This window comes from Kitasatospora sp. NPDC087271, from assembly GCF_044744605.1.
Taxonomy (GTDB): domain Bacteria; phylum Actinomycetota; class Actinomycetes; order Streptomycetales; family Streptomycetaceae; genus Kitasatospora.
On record NZ_JBIUYQ010000015.1, the window covers coordinates 59311 to 77344 of the forward strand.

Below are 18034 nucleotides of genomic sequence, written 5' to 3' on the forward strand. Positions count from 1 at the left end.
GACCGCCGGACGACCGGCCCCCACCCGCAACGGCTGGGCCAGCACAACCGGTTCTGCTCCTGCCCGGCCCGGACAGGGGTCAGCGCATGCCCTCGTGCCGGGGAACCCCGTGCCGTAGCCGGTGCTCCGCGAGGCGCTTCCGGTCGACGACGTGATCCGCCGCCTCTCGCAGCCGGCCCAGCACGGAGCTGTCGTCGCGGCTCACCACCGTGAGGTCGTCGTTGACGATCAGCATGCCGAAGTCGAACAGCACGTGGTGGTTGGCACACAGGCAGAGAACGTTGTCGACGGTGTCCGACCCGTGGTGCGGTCTCCCCAGGGGTGTGATGTGTGCGGCCTCGGCGTAGGCGCCGCCCGGGACCACCATGCGGACACCGCACACCTGACAGGTGTAGTCGTGCGCACGTTTCACATGGGTGGCGATCGCGGTGTTCCGGACGACGCGCTCGATCGATGTCGCGGATCGGACCGGCCCCGTCTCCCGGCCGTCCTCATCCGTCGGAGCCGTCACCCGATCCGATACCCGATCCGTCACCCGATCCGTCACCGGAGCCGCTACCTGAGCCGTCACCCGATCCGATACCCGGGCGACTGCCGCAGCCTGTTCGGCCGGGGGAAGGGCGACCAGGCGGAACCGCCACACGAGGAAACCGTCGGAGGAGGTCTCGGACCAGAGGTCCTCGACCCGGAAGAGCCCGTCGTAGCGGTAGAAGGAGCGGGTCGCGGTGGTGACTCCCCGGACCACGCGAACCGGGGCCCCGGTCGCCGCGCTCGTCGCCAGGGCCGCGTTGCCGCGCGTCAGCTGCTGGTTCCGGGCCGGCTGCCCCGTCTGCGGGCTTCGCCCGCCCTCCCCGGTGTAGAGGATCACATCACCGAGGTCCTCGTCCTCCTCGTACCCACCGGAGACCACGATCGATTCCGCGCCGAGCTCTCGCAGACCGCAGATACCGGCCTGGAGCGGCCGGTGCACACCGGCCAGCGAGAGCGTCCGCCGGTTGTCGAACTCCTGGCCCAGTCGTACGCCCGGCACCGGCCCGATGCCGTCGGGGAACGGGCCGAACTCGACGGGAGCCTGCCCTTCCGGGAGGGCCGTGGCCAGTTCCCTGACCCTCGCCCGCTCCTCCTGCCGCGCCGTCTGGGCGCGGAAGAGCACCTCCCCGATGAAGGTGTCCCGGGTGGCCGCCAGCCAGGCACTGTCATCGGCGCGCAGCGCGGACAGCCCGTCGAAGAGTTCGCGAAGCCGCGACTCCGTCGGAATGGTCCGTCCGTCCAGGTAGGAGTCGAGGGTTCGCGCGCTCAGGTCGCAGTGGCGCGCCACCCGTTCGGTCGACGGGTCGCCGACCTTGCTCCACAGTCCGCGCAGCGCGCGGGTGAAGTCCTCCTCCTCGGGTGTGCGGCCGGCCGTCGCCGCGCCCTGCCGCCGGGCCGCCTCCGCGAGGCCTTCCTCGGCGGAACGTCGCCGGTCGTGCCACTGCCGCCGTTCGAGCTCGCTGCCGCTGCCCCACGCCTCGACCATGGCGTCCAGGTTCTTGGCGCTCGGCAGGCGGGATCCGTTCAGGGCGGCGTAGACCGCCGTCCGCGAGGCGCCTCGCGCGACGACCGTCTCGACCGTGCCCCGGGAGCGTTCCTTGAGTTCGCGGAGCTCGCGGGCGAAGGAGACCAGCGGGCCCGTTCCACTCAGCGGGAGCCTGCGCGCCATATCCCCACCGTGAGATTCCTCACAGTTCCTCTCCCATTTCCTGTGATGCGAGTCACATCGATGACGCCAGTGCGCCTCTAACCTGGACCAACATCAACTTTCCCAAGTCCCGCGATGTTTTCTGCGGTTTTTCTGCCTTCCACGGCTCTGTCATCGTAGCCACTGTCGGTACGAGCCGTACGCCCCACAACGGAGCGACGGCTCCCTGCGTCAACAGGAAGCCGTCATCACTCGTAGCCCCATCAACACCCGGAGAACTACATGCACGAGGGTACGGGGATTCCCGTGTCGGGCGGAAGCGTCCAGGCCACGGGCACCGCACCGCCCGCACCGGGCCCCCGCTGGCTCGCTCCGGCCGGAGTCGCCGCGACCGGCGCAGGCCCGGTCGCGGCCGGATTCCAGAGCAACAACACCATCGCGATCATCTCGGCGACCCCGAGCCTCGTCGTGGTGCTGCTGTTCTTCTTCGGGGTCGTCTGCCCGGCGGTCTGGTCGCGCAAGGCCCAGCGCAAGAAGGCGGCCCTCAACGTGCTCAACACGCTCATCGGGCGGAGTCCCACGAGCCCCATGAGCCCGCCGCCCCGACGGTAGACCCACGACCACGCCACGCCACACCCGTTCCCCGTCCCCGTTCCCGATCCCCACACCCGATGCCGCCGCCCGACGCCGCCCACCCGCCTACGGACGGACACCTCCGGTGGCGGGACGGGCCGGACTGGCCTTGACTGGGGCGGATCGTTGCCCCGCTGCGGGAGGACCGAGGGATGAGGTCGGTGAGGGAGGCCGCCGGCCGTTGGGGGGAGCGGCTGGCCCGGGGCCGCGGGCAGTGGGAGCGGGCACGGGTCGAGGCCGAGCGGCGCTTCCCGGTCATCACCGAGCTGACGGCCCGGCTGCTCTCCCCCGGACTGCTGGACGCCGCCACCCGAATGGCCTCCCAGATCTTCCTGACCTCCGTACCACTGCTGTTCGCGGTGGCCGCGTTCGCCCCGCCCGATGTGCGGGACCAACTGGTGGCCTCGCTCCGCGCGCTGTTCGGCGTCTCCGGCGCCTCGGATCAGGAGCTGCGCCAGGCGCTGTACGGCACCGGGGACCTGCGAGGCACCACCGGAATCATCGGCGTGCTGATGGCACTGCTGTCGGCGACCAGTTGCAGCCGCGCGGTGGCCCGGGTCTGCGAGCACGCCTGGCGGCTGCCGAAGGCCGGTACCCGGGCGGCGGCCTGGCGGTGGCTGCTGTGGATCGTGGCCTGGCTGACGGTGCTGCTCTTCCAGGGCTCGCTGCGGGACGGTTTCGGTGTCGGCTTCTGGCTGGGCCTGCCGCTCACCTTCGCGGCGTCCTTGGTGGTCTGGTGGTGGACCACCCACCTGCTGTTGAGCGCCCGGGTCGGCTGGCTGCCGCTGCTGCCCGGCGCGCTGCTGACGGCCGCCGCGGCCACCGCGATGTCACTGACCGCCCGGGTCTACATGCCGGGCGCGCTGAACCGCAGTCTGGCCCAGTACGGTTCGCTGGGGCTGGTGCTGATACTGCTGTCCTGGCTGATCGCGCTCTGCGCCGCCGTCACCTTCTCCGTCACGGCGGGGGCGGTGCTGGCCCAGGGGCCCCCGCTGAACGTCTACCTGGGCACGCCCGCCCCGGACCCCCCGCGCACCGGCTGATCCGTCGACGCCGCCACCACCACGGAGCAGCCACCAAGCACCACCGCCGCCGCCACCACCACCACCGTCAACGCCGGCGCAGCCGCCGTCGGACGAGCCGGCCCGTGGCAACCGGGTCCCAGGAGCCCGGGCGGTCCCGGGTCAGCGGGTAGCAGGCCAGGCCGATCAGCACGGCGCTGAAGTGGCCGATGCTGGTGTAGTCCCGGCTCTGCGCGACGCCCAGGCCGTAGAAGACCAGCACACCGGCCACGTACAGGCACCGCCAGGGCCGCACGATCAGGTAGGTGAGCACCGCAACCACCCCGGCGAGCGCGTAGCTGACGCCGTAGTCGAGGGTGTAGACGGCCCTCGGCGGGGCGATGCCGCGGTGGATCGCCCACCCGAGCAGGCCCTCGCTGAGGTAGGTCGCGCCGACGTGCGCGACCATCGCCACCGAGATCCAGCGCAGGGTGCCGAGCCAGCGTTCGGCGGGCACGTGGAAGAGGTTGTAGAGCAGGAAGTAGCTCAGCCACCCGCCGCCCGCGATCCACAGCGCACTGGTGATCAGCACGCGCACCGGTGAGACCTGGAGGTGGTGCAGGTTGGTCGAGCGCCGCTCCAGGATCCGGTCGGCGGTCGCGCTGTCGACGTGGCGGATCACCTGTGTGGTGGCGAGCAGGATCGCCAGCCAGACGTAGGTACCCGGGGCCCGGCGGACGTAGGTCCGGACCGCGTGCGCGAGGCGTGCCCACCAGGGGCGCCGGTGTCCGGGCGCGTTGGTGGTGCCACCGGTCATCGGCGCCTCCTCGACGGTTCCCTTCACCCTCACCCGGGGCGGCCCCCGGCGCGTCTACGCGGTGCGCCCTTCGAGTGACCGGGTCTCGCGGACGGTCTACGCACCGGCCGCCGGGGCCCAGCAACCCCCGGCGCACGTCCCGACCCAGGCCGACCCGGCGCACGTCCCGACCCAGGCCGACCCGGCGCACGGCCCCAGCCCGTTCGCGGCGACCAGCACGGGCGCGGTGATCCGGCGGATCGTGGACACCGGGCCCGAGCCCGCCGCGCCGGCCGCCGTCCACGCCCTGGACCCGGCGCCGGCCGCCGTGGTGGTCCGCGCGCTGAACGCCGACCCGACCCGGCCCGGCGCCCGGCGGGCGGCGCGGCGCTGCTGGAGCTGCTGACGGCCGCTCCGGCCCCGGGCGTCCCGGCGCCGAACGCGAGTTCGGTCCGCGAGGAGATCACCCGGGGCTGGCGTACGCTGGCGCTCTGACCGCCCGGAACGGGCCGCCGGGGGCTGCCGGGCGGCACCACCGGGACCGCACAGCGAGGGCGACGGGCACGATGAGCGAGCGCGGCACGACGACCGCACCTGCGGGTATCGACGCCGGCCCCGGAGCGCGGCACCCGGCGCTGCGCGTGGCGGACCGACTGCGGCTGACCACGGCGTACGTGCTGCTGCTGACCGCGACGGCCTGCTGGCTGGCCGGCCAGAGCCACGGCGCCCGGGCCCGGTTCGTCCGGCACAACAGCAGCAACGTCCACCACATGGAGGTCGGCAAGTGGTGGACGATGTTCACCAGCGGGCTGGTGGTCGACGGGGTGCCCGCCTGGGCGGGCATCGCGGCGGTGGCCGTGGTGCTGGGCCTGGCCGAGTGGCGCTGGGGCCCGGCCCGGGCCGGCGCGGTCTTCGTCTTCGGCCACCTGGGCGCCACCCTGCTCACCGAGGGCGCCATGTGGGTGATGCTCACCGCCCGGATCCCGGGGGCGCTGTCCCGGGCGCGTGACGTCGGGATCAGCTACGGGCTGGTCGGCACCGCCGGCTGCCTGCTGGCCCTGGGCCCGGCCCCGCTGCGCCGGTTCGGGCTGCCCGCGCTCGGGCTGGGGCTGGCCGTGACCTGGGCGCTGGACCAGCAACTGGCCGACGCCGGGCACCTGGTGGCGCTAGGCCTCGGCGCACTGGCCGCCCGGACGCCCTGGCTGCGCATCCGGGCCCGGGCCCGGATGCCGGTCTCCGCCGCGCGCTGACGGCCCTCCGACAGTCCCCCGACGTTCCTCCCCGGGGTCTTGCGATCACCCCCACCCCGAGTAATGCTGATTACATGATTACAACCTCACCCGAAGAGCTCCGGGGGTGGTTCACCGGCCGCCTCCCCGCCGACCTGTTCACCGATCTCGTCGAGATCACCGCGGACCGCGAAGAGATCACCGTCGTCGGCCGCATCACCGAGCCCACCCTCGACCGGACGGCCTCGGACGCCGAGCGCGGAGCGGCGTTCGAGGGCCGGATCGCCGAGTTCCGCGACCGGACCAGGGACGCCCGGATCGCCGTCGCCCGGGAGGCCGAGCGTCGCTACGGCCGCAAGGTCTCCTGGGGCGCCGAGTGCGGCGACCTGAGGGGCATGTTCACCACCGTCTCCGCCCCCGTCATGACCCGGCTGCGCCAGCCCGAGCGGCAGGTGCTCGACACCCTGGTGGAGGCGGGCGTCGCCCGCAGCCGCAGCGAGGCGCTCGCCTGGTGCGTCCGCCTGGTGCAGCGCCACTCCGACACCTGGCTCACCGAACTGCGCGAGTCGCTGGAGAACGTCCGCCGCCTGCGCGCCCAGGGGCCGGACGCCGACAGCGCCTCCTGACTCCTCTCCCCGGCATCCGGCCACCCAACGCGCCTGGAAGAAAGCCGGGTTGAGGCCAGGCGACCACCGATCGGCCACGGCGAGTGGCGGCAACAGGAGCGGCCACCCCTCGCCGAGCCGATCGTATGCTCTTGCGATACTCTGCAAACCTATGCCAGAGTGCGGGCATCGGATACGCCGAATCCCCTCACACGTCGCTAAGTCAGGAGCCCGCGCCTCGCGGGTCAAGGGTGCATGCATGTCGAAGGTCTTGAGCAAGCTGCCGGTCGGTGAACGGATCGGCATCGCATTCTCCGGTGGATTGGACACCTCCGTCGCCGTCGCGTGGATGCGCGAGCACGGCGCCGTCCCCTATGCCTACACGGCCGACATCGGCCAGTACGACGAGCCGAACCTCGCCGACGTCCCGGCCCGCGGCCGCGCCTACGGCGCCGAGCAGGCCCGGCTGGTCGACTGCCGGGCGGCGCTGGTCGAGGAGGGCCTGGCCGCCCTCGCCTGCGGTGCCTTCCACATCCGCTCCGCCGGGCAGACGTACTTCAACACCACCCCGCTCGGCCGCGCCGTGACCGGCACCCTGCTGGTCCGCGCGATGCGCGAGGACGAGGTCTCCATCTGGGGCGACGGCTCCACCTACAAGGGCAACGACATCGAGCGGTTCTACCGCTACGGCCTGCTCGCCAACCCCAGCCTGCGGATCTACAAGCCGTGGCTGGACCAGCGGTTCGTCACCGAACTCGGCGGCCGCAAGGAGATGTCCGCCTGGCTCTCCGAGCGCGACCTGCCGTACCGAGACTCCGCCGAGAAGGCCTACTCCACCGACGCCAACATCTGGGGCGCCACCCACGAGGCCAAGCGGCTGGAGTACCTGGACACCTCGATGGAGATCGTCAGCCCGATCATGGGCGTGGCCTTCTGGGACCCGGCGGTCGAGATCCAGACCGAGGACGTGACGATCGAGTTCGAGTTCGGCCGTCCGGTCCGCATCAACGGCCGGGCGTTCGCCGACGCCGTCGAGCTGGTGCACGAGGCCAACCGGATCGGCGGGCGCCACGGCCTGGGCATGTCGGACCAGATCGAGAACCGCATCATCGAGGCCAAGAGCCGCGGCATCTACGAGGCCCCCGGCATGGCGCTGCTGCACACCGCCTACGAGCGGCTGCTCAACGCGATCCACAACGAGGACACCGTCGCCACCTACCACACCCAGGGCCGCCGGCTCGGGCGGCTGCTGTACGAGGGCCGCTGGTTCGACCCCCAGTCGCTGATGCTCCGCGACAGCCTCCAGCGCTGGGTCGGCCAGCCGGTCACCGGCAGCGTCACGCTGCGACTGCGCCGCGGCCAGGACTACTCGGTGCTCGACACCCAGGGCCCGAACCTCAGCTACCACCCCGAGAAGCTGTCCATGGAGCGCAGCGTCGACGCCGCGTTCGTCCCGGACGACCGCATCGGCCAGCTGACCATGCGCAACCTCGACATCGCCGACTCGCGCAGCAAGCTGGAGCAGTACGCGGTGCACGGCCAGCTGGCACCGTGGAGCGGCCTGATCGGCGAGCTGGCGCCCGGCGGGGCGGCACCGATCGCCGCCGCCGGCCCCGACGCCGAGGCGCTGGCGGCCAAGTCCACCGCGCTCGACAGCGCCGCGATCGAGTCGGGCAACGACTGATCCGCTGCCGTGACCACGTCCGAGGGCCGCCGCACCACACCGGTGCGGCGGCCCTCGGCGGTTCCGGGCGAGCTGCGGCCGTTCCGGGCCCGAGCCCTCCGGTCCGGACTCACCCGCACAGCGGCCCCGGCCGTGCACGGCGGCCCCGGGCGTAGCTGAATGGGGCAGACGTGTGTCCGGCGGGAGCAGGGCCCAGGCGACGGCTTCACCGGACGCCCCGGGCAGCGGCTCCACCGGAGGCGGGCCCGGGCGACGGCCCCGCCGGGCGAGCCCGGGCGACGGCGAGGAGGCGGGAGCGGGATGGGCGAGGCGGTCGGTTCGATGCTGGCGTCGGCGGTGGGAATCGCGATCAGCCCGCAGGCGCTGGTCGCGGTGGTCCTGATGCTGGCCGCACCGCGCGGGCGGACCATCGGGCTCGCCTTCGCGGCCGGCTGGGCGGCCGGCCTGGCGGCGGTGGTGGCGGTCGTGGTGGCGGCGGGCAGAGCACTGGTTTCGGGTGGCGGCCGGCCGGCGTGGCCGTACTGGCTGGAGCTCGCGCTGGGCGTCCTGTTCGTCCTGATGACCTGGAAGCGGTGGCGCGACCGGCCCCGCGCGGGGCACGTCACCGCGCCGCCGAGGTGGATGCGGGAGGTGGGCCGCTTCAGCGCGGGCCGGGCGGCCGGTCTCGCGCTGGCCCTGGTCACGACCGGCCCGAAGAACCTGGCGCTGGCCGTCGGCGGCGCGGCCTCGATCGCCGCCAGTACGGCCGGGATCGGCGGCACGGTGGTGGCCGCCGCGCTGATGGTGCTGATCGGCTCGCTGTGCACGCTGCTTCCGCTCGGGGTCCACCTGGTCCGCGGGGACCGCTCGGCGCGGACCCTCGGGGAGTGGAAGGCCTGGCTGGCCACCCACAGCACGGCGATCACGACCACCGTGCTGGCCGTGATCGGGGCCGAGTACGTCGGCGACGCCATCACCGGGCTCGCGTGAACCCGCCCCCATCACCGGGCTCGCGTGAGCCCGCCCCTCGGCGGCCGGCCCGCCGTCAGAGCCGCCGGGCCCCGCGCCACCACAGCCCTCCACCCACCAGCGCCCGGCTCACCGGATGCGCACCACCCCCCTCCCCCGCACCGACCGCAGGCCCAGCCGTCCGCCGTCCGCCGCCGGGCGCACCGCCAGCACGTCCCTGAGCGTCAGCAGGATCTCGCCGTCGTAGCGCTCGGCCAGCTCCCGCGCCAGCTGCGCGGCGCCGCCCGGCCCGGCGTCCGGGGCCAGGGCGGGCAGGTGGCCGGGGGCGCTGAGGTCCTCGGCCTGGGCGGCCCAGCGGGCCGCGTCCCGGGTCTCGCCCTCGGCCGCGTAGTGGACGGCCAGGCAGTGCACGGCCAGCCGGTCGCCGTACTGCGTCGCGATCCGCCACCAGAAGACGCCGTCCGCGGTGCGGCCCATCCCGTAGAGCAGGCAGCCGAGGGTGCGGAAGGCCGTCTTCTCGGCGAGTTCGAGGTCCAGCGCCAGTTCGCCCGGTTCCACCGCGCCCGCCACGGTGGCGCACAGGTGCCGCAGGTCGCGTCGGAGCTCCGTCCGGCCGCCGGCCCACGGGGGCTCGCCGAAGGCGTGCGGCGGCCGGGCGTTCGCGGGCGGGCGGGCCGGGCGTTCGCGGGCGGGCGGCGCGGGCCGGCGGGCGGCGGCGAGCCGCTCGGCCAGCCGACGGGTGAAGGCGGCCGGGTCGTGGTCGCGGAACTCGCGTTCCAGCAGGGCGGCGTCCGCCCGCAGCAGTTCGGTGACCTTCACGGCGCCTGCCCGTCGTCCGGCTGCTCCAGCAGGTACTCCAGGTGGCGCCGCCCGAGGCTGTAGTAGGTGCGGGCGGTGGTGTGCGCGATGCCGAGGCTGCGGCCGATGTCCGGGTAGGACAGGCCCGCCTGGCGCAGCCGGACGACGTCGGCCTGGACCGGGGCGGCGCGCGCGAGTTCCTCCATCGCCCAGTCCAGCGCATCGAGTTCGGCGAGCTGGTCCAGTTCGTCCTGGCTGGTGTCGGGCCGGCGCTGCGCGATGACGCGCAGCCGTTTGCGTTCGGCGCGGCGGCGCTCGCGCAGGAGGTCCACCACCGCGTCCTTGACGACCTTGAAGGCGAAGGCCTGCGGGTCGGCGCTGGCCAGGGCGCGGCGCCAGTTCTTGTAGAGCGTGGCGCCCGCGTTCTGGACGGCGTCCTGCGCGTCCTCGCGATGTCGCAGGCGCTGCTGGGCGTACCGGAGGTAGCCCGGGTGCTCGCGGGTGAAGAAGGCCTCGAAGTCGGCCGGCAGCGCGCCGAGCGGGTCCGCCCGCAGGTCCCGCTTCTCGCCCGGCCCGGGGGTGTTCAGCACACGCGCCCCCCTTTCGTGGGTCAGCTGGCCGGCCCACCGGGTGGCACGCCGACGGCCCCTGGGGGCTCGTGGTGTAACCGTCCGGGCGGCCCGGGTTGTTGACCGGATCGGGCGGACAATTGGCGACCGTTTCCGTTCACTTTCGAACACCGGCGCTGACCTGCCGGTTCGGCCCCGGCAGGAGCCCGGGACCCAGGCGCACGTGACCCACGTCACAGGCTGCGGGCCGTCCGATTTGACAGGGCGAATGCCGCGACTACGGCGCCGGCTCCACCACCGCCGAGTCGAGCGCGGCGGTCACCCGCTCCAGCAGCACGCGCAGCGCGGCCAGGTCCTCGACCGGCAGCCCGGTCGCGTCGAACAGCCGGCGCGGCACCTGTCCGGCCCGCTCGCGCAGGGCGGAGCCCTCGGCGGTGAGGCTGACGGTGACCGACCGCTCGTCCTCCGGGCTGCGCTCGCGCCGTACCAGCCCGGCCGCCTCCAGCCGCTTGAGCAGCGGGGAGAGCGTGCCGGAGTCGAGCCGCAGGCGCTCGCCGATCCGCTTGACGGGCAGGTCGCCGTCCTCCCAGAGCACGAGCAGGACGAGGTACTGGGGGTAGGTGAGCCCGAGGTCGCGCAGCAGCACCCGGTAGACGCCGCCGAAGGCGCGGGAGGCCGCGTTCAGCGAGAAGCAGATCTGCTGGTCGAGGCGGAGCAGTTCCTCGTCCGCCATGCCGGGGAGCGTGGTCATGGCTCCATGGTACCGATCACCCTCACACCATTTAGTTGTGCGCAATTGAATTGCGTGCTCTACTTATCTCCGGAGGGCGGCCCAGGCGGCCGCCGGAACACACGAAGGGAACCGACCATGGACGCGCTCTACACCGCAGCCGCCACCGCCAACGGCCGGGAGGGCCGCGCCGTCAGCTCCGACGGGCAGCTGGACCTCGCGCTGGCGATGCCGCCCGCGCTCGGCGGCAGCGGCCAGGGCACCAACCCGGAGCAGCTGTTCGCGGCCGGCTACGCGGCCTGCTTCGCCAGCGCCCTCGGCCTGGTCGGCCGCCAGGCCCGGGTCGACACCAGCGAGGTCTCGGTCACCGCCGAGGTGTCCATCGGCAAGGACGGCGCCGGTTTCGGCCTGGCCGTCGTGCTGCGCGTCGAACTGCCCGAGGCACTCGCGGACGGGACCGGCGAGCAGCTGGTCAAGCAGGCGCACGACGTCTGCCCGTACTCGCGCGCCACCCGCGGCAACATCCCGGTCGAGCTGGTCGTCGAATAGGCCCAGCAGGCCACGCACGCCGAGTAGGCCGAACGGGCTGCTCAAACGCCGGCCAGGCCGCCACCGCAGACGGGCCCGCCACACGCACCACCGTGTGGCGGGCCCGCCCGCGCCCCGGCTCAGCCGTCACCCGGCCCGTTCACCGAGCGCAGCGTGTCGAGCCTGTGCCGGTACTCCTCGGTGTCGATCTCGCCACGCGCGAACCGCTCCGCGAGCAGTTGCTCGGGCGTCGGCCCGGCCACCGCGCCGTGCGGCGCGCCCCACCCCGGCCCCGCCGCACCCGAAGCCGCCGAGCCCGAGCCCGGACCCGCCGCACCCGGACCCGCCGGGCCGTGCGGCAGCGGCCTGCGCGACCGCGACACGTACCGGAACAGGGCGATGGCGGCGAGCACCAGCACCAGCAGGACCAGCAGAGTCAAGATCGCCATCACGCCGATGCCCCAGCCACCCAGGACGTGGCCGTGTCCGTGCCAGTACCTCATCGGGACCTCCTCCTCCGGCCCCGTAGCCGGGGCCCGCCGAGGTGACCAGCGCCTCACCACCATCGTGCGCCCGCACCGGACCGAAGCGCCCTGAAGAAAGCCTGAGAAAACGTTCCGGCGCTCAGCGCCCGGCCCACCGGGGTAGCGTTGCCGCCCATGAACCACCACCCGCCGGCCGACGACCGCTCGCCCGAGCAACTCGTCGCGGCCGGGGTGCTGCGGCGCCACGGGGACCACCGCCCCCACCCCGCGCTCGGCCACTCCCCGATCAGCTACGTCTCCACCACGCTCTGGGCCGAACTCACCGCGCTCGCCATCGCACCGCCCGCGGCCGAAGCGACCGCCACCGCCCTGCTGCACGCCATCGCCGCACGCGCCGTGGACGCGGCCCTGGCCCCCGGCAACGAACGCGCCCCGCGCGACGACCTGTACGTGGCCCACCCCGCGCACATCGGTGCGCACCGCCGGACGGTCTGGTTCCAGCGCTCCGGCCCGCGCGGCCCGGTCACCGCCGCCTTCGCCCCGTGAGACGGGACGCTCAGCGCTCGACCTGAAGGCTGTGGCAGACCCAGCTGAGCCGGTCCGGCCCCTGAAGCGGCGGCCGGTCGTGGTACGTGCCGTCCGCGACCGACAGGTTGACGATCAGGTACGCCTGCCAGGCGGGACCGACCCCGTGCAGGTCCGCGTAGACCAGCTCGTCCTCGACGTACCAGTCCACCGAGTTCGCGCCGAGCACGACCCGCAGGTCGAAGGTCGCCCCGGGCGCGATCCCCGAACCGGCGCCGTGCCAGTACCGGTACCCGCCCCGGACGTGGTTGGAGAACTCCAACAGGTCCGGATGGTCGGGGTGGTACTCGAAGAGGTCGACCTCGTTGCCGCCGCCCCGCCAGGTCCAGACGGCCGGCCAGGCACCCAGCCCGACGGGCAGCGTGATGCGCGCCGACAGCTGGTCGCCGGTGCGTGCCTGGAAGCCGTCCGGACTGCCCTCGGTGGTGAGCAGGTTGCACGTCCAGAGCCCGCCGACGAGCCGCCGGGTGGCGCTGAACACGCCGCCCGGGCAGTAGCCGCGGCCGAGGTAGTCGAGTTTGTGGTCGCTCCGGTTGGTCGGCCCCATCCGGGGGTAGGCACTGCTGCGCCCGGCGGTCCACTGTCTCGCCGAAGTGAAGTCCGCGTCGAACACGACCGCCACGGCCGCCTCCCCTGTGCTCCGGCGCCCCGGCAGTTCGGCCCGCCAGGCACACAGGGTGAGTTACCCGATACGATCCGCAGTATGCGGAGCTGAGCGCCCGGGCCGGAGCAGCGCGCAACGGTCGGATCGCAGGATCTCGGGATCGACGGATCGACGGATCGACGGATCGACGGATCAGCCCACCGGAGCGGCCGTCCCGCCCGCACCGAGCCGGTCGGTGACCGAGACCACGCCATCCACCGAGCGGCACAGGTTGAGCACGATCGGGACCAGGTGCGGCTCGGGCACCGTACCGCTGAGCACCACCCGGCCCTGATCGACCTCGACGCCGATCTCCGCCGGGCTCACCCCGTCGATCCGGCCGAGCACCTCCTCGACGATCTCCCGCCGGATCACCACGTCCTCGCGCAGGAAGACCCGCAGCAGGTCCCCGCGGCTGACCATGCCGGTCACCCGCCCGTCCTCGTCCAGCACCGGCAGCCGCTTCAGCCCGTGCCGGCTCATCAACCGGGCCGCCGCGACCACGCTGGTCCCGGGGGTCGTGCAGACCGGCTGCCCGGTCATCAGGTCGGCCGCGGTCACGGCACCGCCCGGGCCGGCCTGCGCCGCCTCGGGGGCGGGCAGCAGCGCGCCCGGATCCTCCTGCGCGGCCAGCGTGCGCAGCAGGTCGGCCTCGGAGACGATCCCGAGCGGCCGCCCCTCCTCGTCCACCACCGGCACCCCGGTGATGTCGTACTCGGTCAGCAGCGCGACGATCTCCCGGAAGCCGGTCTCGGGCGCGACCCGGACCACGGGGCTGGTCATCACAGATTCGACGGTGGCATGCCGCACGCCGGTTCACCTCGTCCACGACACTCTTGCGGCCGGGCGCGGATCGTCCCGGCCGGTACCGGCAGCATCGCGCCCGGCGGCACGGGCCGCCAGGGGCCAAGGGGCTGAACGGGTGGGACCTTGGGCCCGCCCGCCGAACGCGGATCCGACACCGTGCCGAACCACCGCCAGCCCGGCGCCTCGCCGAAACCACCGACCCTGCGATCCGGCGATCCAGCGACCCGGTGACCCGGACGGCGCAACCATCACATGATCGACTCGTTGGACCGTCCACCACGACAGCACGCACGGCATCCGGGGAGGGCACGTTGGCAGGACGGACGATGGGCGCGGCATCGTCGGCGCAGGGCGCCGCGGCGCGCCCGGTGGCCCAGGCCGAAGCCGCGCTGGTGCGCCACTACCGCAGGCTGGCCCGGCTGGCGTACCTCGCGCTGCCCGCCGACCGGGACCGGCACAGCCGGGTGCTGGCCGCGCACGCGACCGTCCAGCGCGCCCTGCCCTCCCGCTGGACCCGCCCGGCCGGTCCGCCGGCGGCGGACGAGGACCCGGTGTACGCCGCACTGCGCCTGCGGGTGCTGCGCGCCGCGCTGCGGCCGCACCCCGCGCGGCGGCTACCCGCTCCCCGGATCTGGGGACTGCGACTGTTCACCCCGCACGGCGGCGAGGAGGACGCGGCGCTGGACCGCGCACTCGCGGCCCTCGACGCCCCCGCCCGGGCGGCCTTCGCCCTGCGCGCGGTGGAGGGGCTGACGCCGGAGCAGACGGCCGGGGCGCTGCGACGGGCCGGGGTCGAGCACCCCGAGGAGGCCGTCGCGGCGGCGGCCGGCGTGACCGCCGGGGCGGACCCGGAGCCCCCCGCCTTCGACCCGTGCGCGGTGCGGGTCCAGCCCACCGACCTGCTGCGCCGCCGCCGGACCTGGAGCGCCGCGCTGCTGGTCGGCCTGCTCGGACTCAGCACGACGGCGGCCGTGGTGGCCGACTCCGGGCCGGCCGCGCCCGCGGCCCGCCCCGCGCCCACCCCGTCCGGCACCGCGGCCGACCCGGCCCGCCTGACCCGGGTCGAGCCGGACCGGTGGCAGCACACCGCGCGGGTCGACTTCACCGCCTGGCCCGCCCGCGGCGACCGCCGCGACGACGGCGCGCTGCTCGGCCGCGCCCTGGCCGCCTGGGAGCGGCCCGGCCCGCAGACCCGCGCCGAGCCGGGCGTGGACGCCACGCCGCCCGTCGCCCCGCCGGCCCTGCTGTTCGCCGGGACGGTCGACGGCACCGCCCTGGTGGTGCTGTTCGACGGCCGGCGGCTCGCCCGCTACACCGACGGGCGCGACGGCGGCCTGGACCTCGCCCGGGCCGACGACTCGGACGTGACCACGGCGGGCGCGGTGGTGCTGCGCCGCCAGGGCACCGCCGTGCGCTATCTGCTGGCCCCCTGGGTGGACGCCGCCGAGACCCGCCGGATCGACCAACCCGACTCCCCCGCACGGCCGTTGGACCACCCTGACGGGGTCACGGCGGCGGTCCCGGGCGGCGGGCTCGCGGACTGCCACGGCGCCACGGTGCTCCAGCTGCGCTCCTCCCCCGCCATCGCCGAGAAGCACGCCTTCCTGCTGACCGACCTCGGCGGGCTCGTCCCCGCGCACCTCACCTACTCCCCGCCGCCGGACCGCGCCCAGCCGGCCCGCGAGCCGCGCGAGGCCACCGGCCAGGACGCGCTGCTGGCCTGGGCCCGCGCGGGCTGCGCCGTCCCGGACGGCACGCCGGGCGTCAAGCAGCTCAACCTGTGGGCCTTCGCGGTGCAGCCGCTGCCGCAGAACGCGGGCTCGGCGTCCTGGGTCTGCCTGCGCGCCGACCGCTGGACCGGTGAGGGCAGCGCCACCACCGCCGTCCTGCTGCCGACCGCCCGCGGCCCGCAGCGCACCGGCGGCGGCCCGGGGCGGGCGTGCAGCCGCTTCGAGCAGGACGTCGTCGGCTGGGCCTGGTGGCGCTCCCCGCAGGGAGCGGAGTTCCTGCTCGCGGCGGGCAGCCGGCGGGTCACCCGGCTCGCCGTCAAGGGCCCGGACTGGTCCGCCGACCGGCCCGTCCCGGACCACACGCTGGCCGTCGAGCGGCCGGCCCGGGCGACCGTCCAGGTGGAGGCGGCCCTGGACGGCGGCACCCGGATCAGCCCGCCGCGCTGAACCGGCCGGCCGACTCGCGCGCGTACTCCGGCAGCTCGTTGCCCGGCAGCTCACTCTTCGGCAGCTCGTAGTCCGGCAGCTCGTAGTCCGGCAGCTCGACGCTGGAGACCTGCTTGCCGAGCTCCAGCATCCGGTTCAGCACCCAGCGCCGGTTCAGCAGCCCGTTGCGCACGCGCAGGCCGGTGGCGGTGCGCGGCGCCAGGAACGGTCCGGTGCGGTCCCCGCCCTTCTGGCAGCCCTCGGCGTAGCCGCGCAGCAGCCGCTCGTACCGGGCGAAGGCGGTGCGGTGGTCGCCGCGGGCCCGGGCCAGTTCGCCGGCCAGGACGTACGCGGCCACCACGGCGGTGCCGGTGCCCATGCCGCCGATGGTGGCGCCGCAGGCCGCGTCGCCGAGCAGGGCGATCCGGCCGCTGGACCAGGTGGGGACGTCGGCGCGGCTGATCGAGTCGAAGTAGAGCTCGGGGGCGTGCCGCAGGCTCTCCAGCAGGCGCGGCACCTCCCAGCCGAGGCCCGCGAAGGCGTCCCGCACCAGGGCCTTCTGCTGCTCCGGGTCATGGCGGTCGTAGCGCAGTTCGGGCGAGGCGAAGAGGCAGAAGGCGCCCGCGCGGGCCGGGTCGCGGTGGTCGGCGCCGATCGAGGCGAGCCGGCCGGGGACGTTGAGGCCGACCGAACCGGGCGCCAGGCCGAGGTCGTCGGGGAACTGCCAGGTGGCCGCGTAGTAGCCGAGGTGGCGGACGTAGCGCTGCTCGGGGCCGAAGGCGAGCCGGCGGACGTTGGAGTGCAGCCCGTCGGCGCCGATCACCAGGTCGAACTCGCGCGGCGCGCCGTGCCGGAAGGCGGCCCGCACACCGCTCGGGGTCTCCTCCAGGGCGGTGATGGAGTCGCCGAAGACGTACTCGGCGCGGGCGCGGCTGTGCCGGTACAGCAGCTGGGCGAGTTCGCCGCGCGGGATCTCCAGCTCGCCGCCCGCGAACTCGGCGGGCAGGTGCAGGAGTCGACGGCCGTCTGCGCCGAGGAAGGTCATCGGGCTGCCGCCGGTGTCGAGCGCGCGCAGTTCGTCGAGGACGCCCATCCGCTCCAGCACCGTCAGGTGGGTGCGGCCGCGGAAGTCGACGTTCTGGCCGCCGCCGCGCAGCGCCGGGGCGAGTTCGACGACGGTGGCCTCGAAGCCGTACCGGCCGAGCCAGTGGGCCAGGGCGGGGCCGGCGATGCTCGCGCCCGAGATCAGGACCTTGGTGCTCATGGGAACCACTCCGTCCGAGAGGGTCGAGAAACTGTGTCCGGTGGATACTGTTTGCTGCTGTGTACGGTAGACGCAGTTAGGTCGGACGAGCAACCCCCAGAACGGGAGCGGACTGTGAGCGAGGCGGCGAACGACATGGTGCGGCTGCTCTGGGGCCCCCCGACCAAGCCCACCCGCGGGCCGAAACCGGCCCTCAGCCTGGAGCGGATCGCGGCGGCGGGCGTCGAGATCGCGGACGCCGAAGGCCTGGGCGCGGTCTCGATGCAGAAGGTCGCCGGACTGCTCGACTTCACCAAGATGTCGCTCTACCGCTACGTGCCCGGCAAGGCCGAACTCGTCGCCCTGATGGTCGAGGCCGCCGTCGGCGAGCCCCCGCAGGACCGGCACGCCCACGACTGGCGGGCCCAACTCACCGCCTGGGCACACCACTTGACCGAGTCGTTCGGCCGCCACCCGTGGCTGCTCGATGCCACCGTCGGCCCCCGGGTGATGGGCCCGAAGGAACTCACCTGGCTGGAACGGGTGGTGACCGCCCTCGACGGCCACGGACTGACCGGCCCCGAGCGGATGGACGCCGCCGTCCTGCTCGCCGGACACGTCCGCAGCATCGCTCAGCAGTCCCGCGCCGCCGGGCCCGACGGCTCCCCCGAAGCCGAACTCCTCACCACCCTCGGCACACTGGTGCACCAGCACGCCGACCGCTACCCCGCCCTGGCCGCCGCCATGACCGGGGAGGACGGGCGCGACCAGGCCCTGGACTTCGGCCTGGACCGCATCCTGGACGGCCTCGCCGCCCTGATCACCCGCCGCACGGGCACCGCCTGACGCCACCTGCCCCGCCGCGCCTCGCGAGGGAAATCCGATGGGCCCGCGTTCGGTCAGCCGCTAGCATCCC

At 74.3% G+C, this 18034-nt stretch carries 20 protein-coding genes; 11 read left to right on the plus strand and 9 right to left on the minus strand.

Annotated features, from left to right (window positions below; translation table 11 throughout):
* Positions 1-79: 79 nt before the first annotated feature.
* Positions 80-1699, minus strand: coding sequence for a YDG/SRA domain-containing protein (locus tag ACIO9K_RS24040; protein WP_400332883.1), 1620 nt, complete (start codon positions 1697-1699; stop codon positions 80-82).
* A 285-nt stretch (positions 1700-1984) separates the two neighbouring features.
* Between ACIO9K_RS24040 and ACIO9K_RS24045 the strand changes: the two genes are divergently transcribed.
* Positions 1985-2290, plus strand: a complete 306-nt coding sequence (locus ACIO9K_RS24045) for a hypothetical protein (protein ID WP_400332886.1) — start codon at positions 1985-1987, stop codon at positions 2288-2290.
* A gap of 173 nt (positions 2291-2463) precedes the next feature.
* Positions 2464-3354, plus strand: a complete 891-nt coding sequence (locus ACIO9K_RS24050; RefSeq protein ID WP_363582637.1) for a YhjD/YihY/BrkB family envelope integrity protein — start codon at positions 2464-2466, stop codon at positions 3352-3354.
* A gap of 67 nt (positions 3355-3421) precedes the next feature.
* Here the strand turns inward: ACIO9K_RS24050 and ACIO9K_RS24055 are convergent, their stop codons facing one another.
* Positions 3422-4129: a rhomboid-like protein gene (locus ACIO9K_RS24055; RefSeq protein WP_400332889.1), complete on the minus strand. Its 708-nt coding sequence runs from the start codon at positions 4127-4129 to the stop codon at positions 3422-3424.
* Between ACIO9K_RS24055 and ACIO9K_RS24060 the strand changes: the two genes are divergently transcribed.
* The 5 genes from ACIO9K_RS24060 (at position 4116) to ACIO9K_RS24080 (ending at position 8595) form a co-directional block, all read left to right on the plus strand.
* The gene (locus ACIO9K_RS24060) at positions 4116-4514 is read left to right on the plus strand and encodes a hypothetical protein (protein ID WP_363617115.1); all 399 of its coding nucleotides are present in this window, start codon (positions 4116-4118) and stop codon (positions 4512-4514) included. The genes ACIO9K_RS24055 and ACIO9K_RS24060 overlap by 14 nt on opposite strands.
* Before the next feature lie 160 nt (positions 4515-4674).
* Complete coding sequence (locus ACIO9K_RS24065; protein ID WP_363617117.1) at positions 4675-5358, plus strand: rhomboid-like protein; 684 nt, start codon at positions 4675-4677, stop codon at positions 5356-5358.
* Between the two features lie 74 nt (positions 5359-5432).
* Positions 5433-5963, plus strand: a complete 531-nt coding sequence (locus ACIO9K_RS24070; protein ID WP_400332893.1) for a hypothetical protein — start codon at positions 5433-5435, stop codon at positions 5961-5963.
* Between the two features lie 238 nt (positions 5964-6201).
* Positions 6202-7626: an argininosuccinate synthase gene (gene argG / locus ACIO9K_RS24075; protein WP_063350707.1), complete on the plus strand. Its 1425-nt coding sequence runs from the start codon at positions 6202-6204 to the stop codon at positions 7624-7626.
* Between the two features lie 300 nt (positions 7627-7926).
* Positions 7927-8595: a GAP family protein gene (locus tag ACIO9K_RS24080; RefSeq protein ID WP_400332897.1), complete on the plus strand. Its 669-nt coding sequence runs from the start codon at positions 7927-7929 to the stop codon at positions 8593-8595.
* A 108-nt stretch (positions 8596-8703) separates the two neighbouring features.
* Here ACIO9K_RS24080 and ACIO9K_RS24085 read toward each other — a convergent pair whose 3' ends face one another.
* From ACIO9K_RS24085 to ACIO9K_RS24095, 3 genes are all read right to left on the minus strand, one after another.
* The gene (locus ACIO9K_RS24085; RefSeq protein WP_400332900.1) at positions 8704-9393 is read right to left on the minus strand and encodes a hypothetical protein; all 690 of its coding nucleotides are present in this window, start codon (positions 9391-9393) and stop codon (positions 8704-8706) included.
* Positions 9390-9962: a sigma-70 family RNA polymerase sigma factor gene (locus ACIO9K_RS24090; RefSeq protein WP_350882705.1), complete on the minus strand. Its 573-nt coding sequence runs from the start codon at positions 9960-9962 to the stop codon at positions 9390-9392. The genes ACIO9K_RS24085 and ACIO9K_RS24090 overlap by 4 nt, the downstream gene beginning before the upstream one ends.
* Before the next feature lie 256 nt (positions 9963-10218).
* Complete coding sequence (locus ACIO9K_RS24095; RefSeq protein ID WP_363582623.1) at positions 10219-10692, minus strand: MarR family transcriptional regulator; 474 nt, start codon at positions 10690-10692, stop codon at positions 10219-10221.
* A 117-nt stretch (positions 10693-10809) separates the two neighbouring features.
* Between ACIO9K_RS24095 and ACIO9K_RS24100 the strand changes: the two genes are divergently transcribed.
* Positions 10810-11220, plus strand: coding sequence for an organic hydroperoxide resistance protein (locus tag ACIO9K_RS24100; protein WP_363582621.1), 411 nt, complete (start codon positions 10810-10812; stop codon positions 11218-11220).
* Positions 11221-11339: 119 nt separating this feature from the next.
* Here ACIO9K_RS24100 and ACIO9K_RS24105 read toward each other — a convergent pair whose 3' ends face one another.
* Positions 11340-11702: a hypothetical protein gene (locus ACIO9K_RS24105; RefSeq protein ID WP_400332905.1), complete on the minus strand. Its 363-nt coding sequence runs from the start codon at positions 11700-11702 to the stop codon at positions 11340-11342.
* A gap of 156 nt (positions 11703-11858) precedes the next feature.
* Here ACIO9K_RS24105 and ACIO9K_RS24110 point away from each other — a divergent pair, with 156 nt between their 5' ends.
* A complete protein-coding gene (locus ACIO9K_RS24110) occupies positions 11859-12230 on the plus strand; it encodes a hypothetical protein (protein WP_400332908.1) in 372 nt (123 codons plus the stop codon).
* A gap of 10 nt (positions 12231-12240) precedes the next feature.
* Here the strand turns inward: ACIO9K_RS24110 and ACIO9K_RS24115 are convergent, their stop codons facing one another.
* Together ACIO9K_RS24115 and ACIO9K_RS24120 are read right to left on the minus strand one after the other, a co-directional pair.
* Positions 12241-12891 carry a beta-glucanase gene (locus tag ACIO9K_RS24115; protein ID WP_363617127.1) on the minus strand — a complete coding sequence of 217 codons (651 nt, stop codon included), beginning with the start codon at positions 12889-12891 and terminating at the stop codon, positions 12241-12243.
* A gap of 174 nt (positions 12892-13065) precedes the next feature.
* Positions 13066-13695 (minus strand): CBS domain-containing protein, encoded by a 630-nt coding sequence (locus ACIO9K_RS24120; protein ID WP_400332911.1) that lies wholly within the window; start codon positions 13693-13695, stop codon positions 13066-13068.
* 350 nt (positions 13696-14045) lie between these two features.
* Here ACIO9K_RS24120 and ACIO9K_RS24125 point away from each other — a divergent pair, with 350 nt between their 5' ends.
* Positions 14046-15896, plus strand: a complete 1851-nt coding sequence (locus tag ACIO9K_RS24125; RefSeq protein WP_363617131.1) for a hypothetical protein — start codon at positions 14046-14048, stop codon at positions 15894-15896.
* Here the strand turns inward: ACIO9K_RS24125 and ACIO9K_RS24130 are convergent.
* Positions 15880-17139: an FAD-dependent monooxygenase gene (locus ACIO9K_RS24130; protein ID WP_400332914.1), complete on the minus strand. Its 1260-nt coding sequence runs from the start codon at positions 17137-17139 to the stop codon at positions 15880-15882. The two genes, ACIO9K_RS24125 and ACIO9K_RS24130, sit on opposite strands and share 17 nt — an antisense overlap.
* Before the next feature lie 135 nt (positions 17140-17274).
* Here ACIO9K_RS24130 and ACIO9K_RS24135 point away from each other — a divergent pair, with 135 nt between their 5' ends.
* Positions 17275-17964 (plus strand): TetR/AcrR family transcriptional regulator, encoded by a 690-nt coding sequence (locus tag ACIO9K_RS24135; protein ID WP_400333135.1) that lies wholly within the window; start codon positions 17275-17277, stop codon positions 17962-17964.
* Positions 17965-18034 lie beyond the last annotated feature (70 nt).

Coding starts and splice junctions, on each gene's coding strand:
- ACIO9K_RS24040 (WP_400332883.1), bottom strand. CDS start 1,699: ATGGCGCGCAGGCTCCCGCTGAGTGGAACGGGCCCGCTGGTCTCCTTC.
- ACIO9K_RS24050 (WP_363582637.1), top strand. CDS start 2,464: ATGAGGTCGGTGAGGGAGGCCGCCGGCCGTTGGGGGGAGCGGCTGGCC.
- ACIO9K_RS24055 (WP_400332889.1), bottom strand. CDS start 4,129: ATGACCGGTGGCACCACCAACGCGCCCGGACACCGGCGCCCCTGGTGG.
- ACIO9K_RS24065 (WP_363617117.1), top strand. CDS start 4,675: ATGAGCGAGCGCGGCACGACGACCGCACCTGCGGGTATCGACGCCGGC.
- ACIO9K_RS24070 (WP_400332893.1), top strand. CDS start 5,433: ATGATTACAACCTCACCCGAAGAGCTCCGGGGGTGGTTCACCGGCCGC.
- argG (WP_063350707.1), top strand. CDS start 6,202: ATGTCGAAGGTCTTGAGCAAGCTGCCGGTCGGTGAACGGATCGGCATC.
- ACIO9K_RS24080 (WP_400332897.1), top strand. CDS start 7,927: ATGGGCGAGGCGGTCGGTTCGATGCTGGCGTCGGCGGTGGGAATCGCG.
- ACIO9K_RS24095 (WP_363582623.1), bottom strand. CDS start 10,692: ATGACCACGCTCCCCGGCATGGCGGACGAGGAACTGCTCCGCCTCGAC.
- ACIO9K_RS24100 (WP_363582621.1), top strand. CDS start 10,810: ATGGACGCGCTCTACACCGCAGCCGCCACCGCCAACGGCCGGGAGGGC.
- ACIO9K_RS24105 (WP_400332905.1), bottom strand. CDS start 11,702: ATGAGGTACTGGCACGGACACGGCCACGTCCTGGGTGGCTGGGGCATC.
- ACIO9K_RS24110 (WP_400332908.1), top strand. CDS start 11,859: ATGAACCACCACCCGCCGGCCGACGACCGCTCGCCCGAGCAACTCGTC.
- ACIO9K_RS24120 (WP_400332911.1), bottom strand. CDS start 13,695: ATGACCAGCCCCGTGGTCCGGGTCGCGCCCGAGACCGGCTTCCGGGAG.
- ACIO9K_RS24125 (WP_363617131.1), top strand. CDS start 14,046: ATGGGCGCGGCATCGTCGGCGCAGGGCGCCGCGGCGCGCCCGGTGGCC.
- ACIO9K_RS24130 (WP_400332914.1), bottom strand. CDS start 17,139: ATGAGCACCAAGGTCCTGATCTCGGGCGCGAGCATCGCCGGCCCCGCC.
- ACIO9K_RS24135 (WP_400333135.1), top strand. CDS start 17,275: ATGGTGCGGCTGCTCTGGGGCCCCCCGACCAAGCCCACCCGCGGGCCG.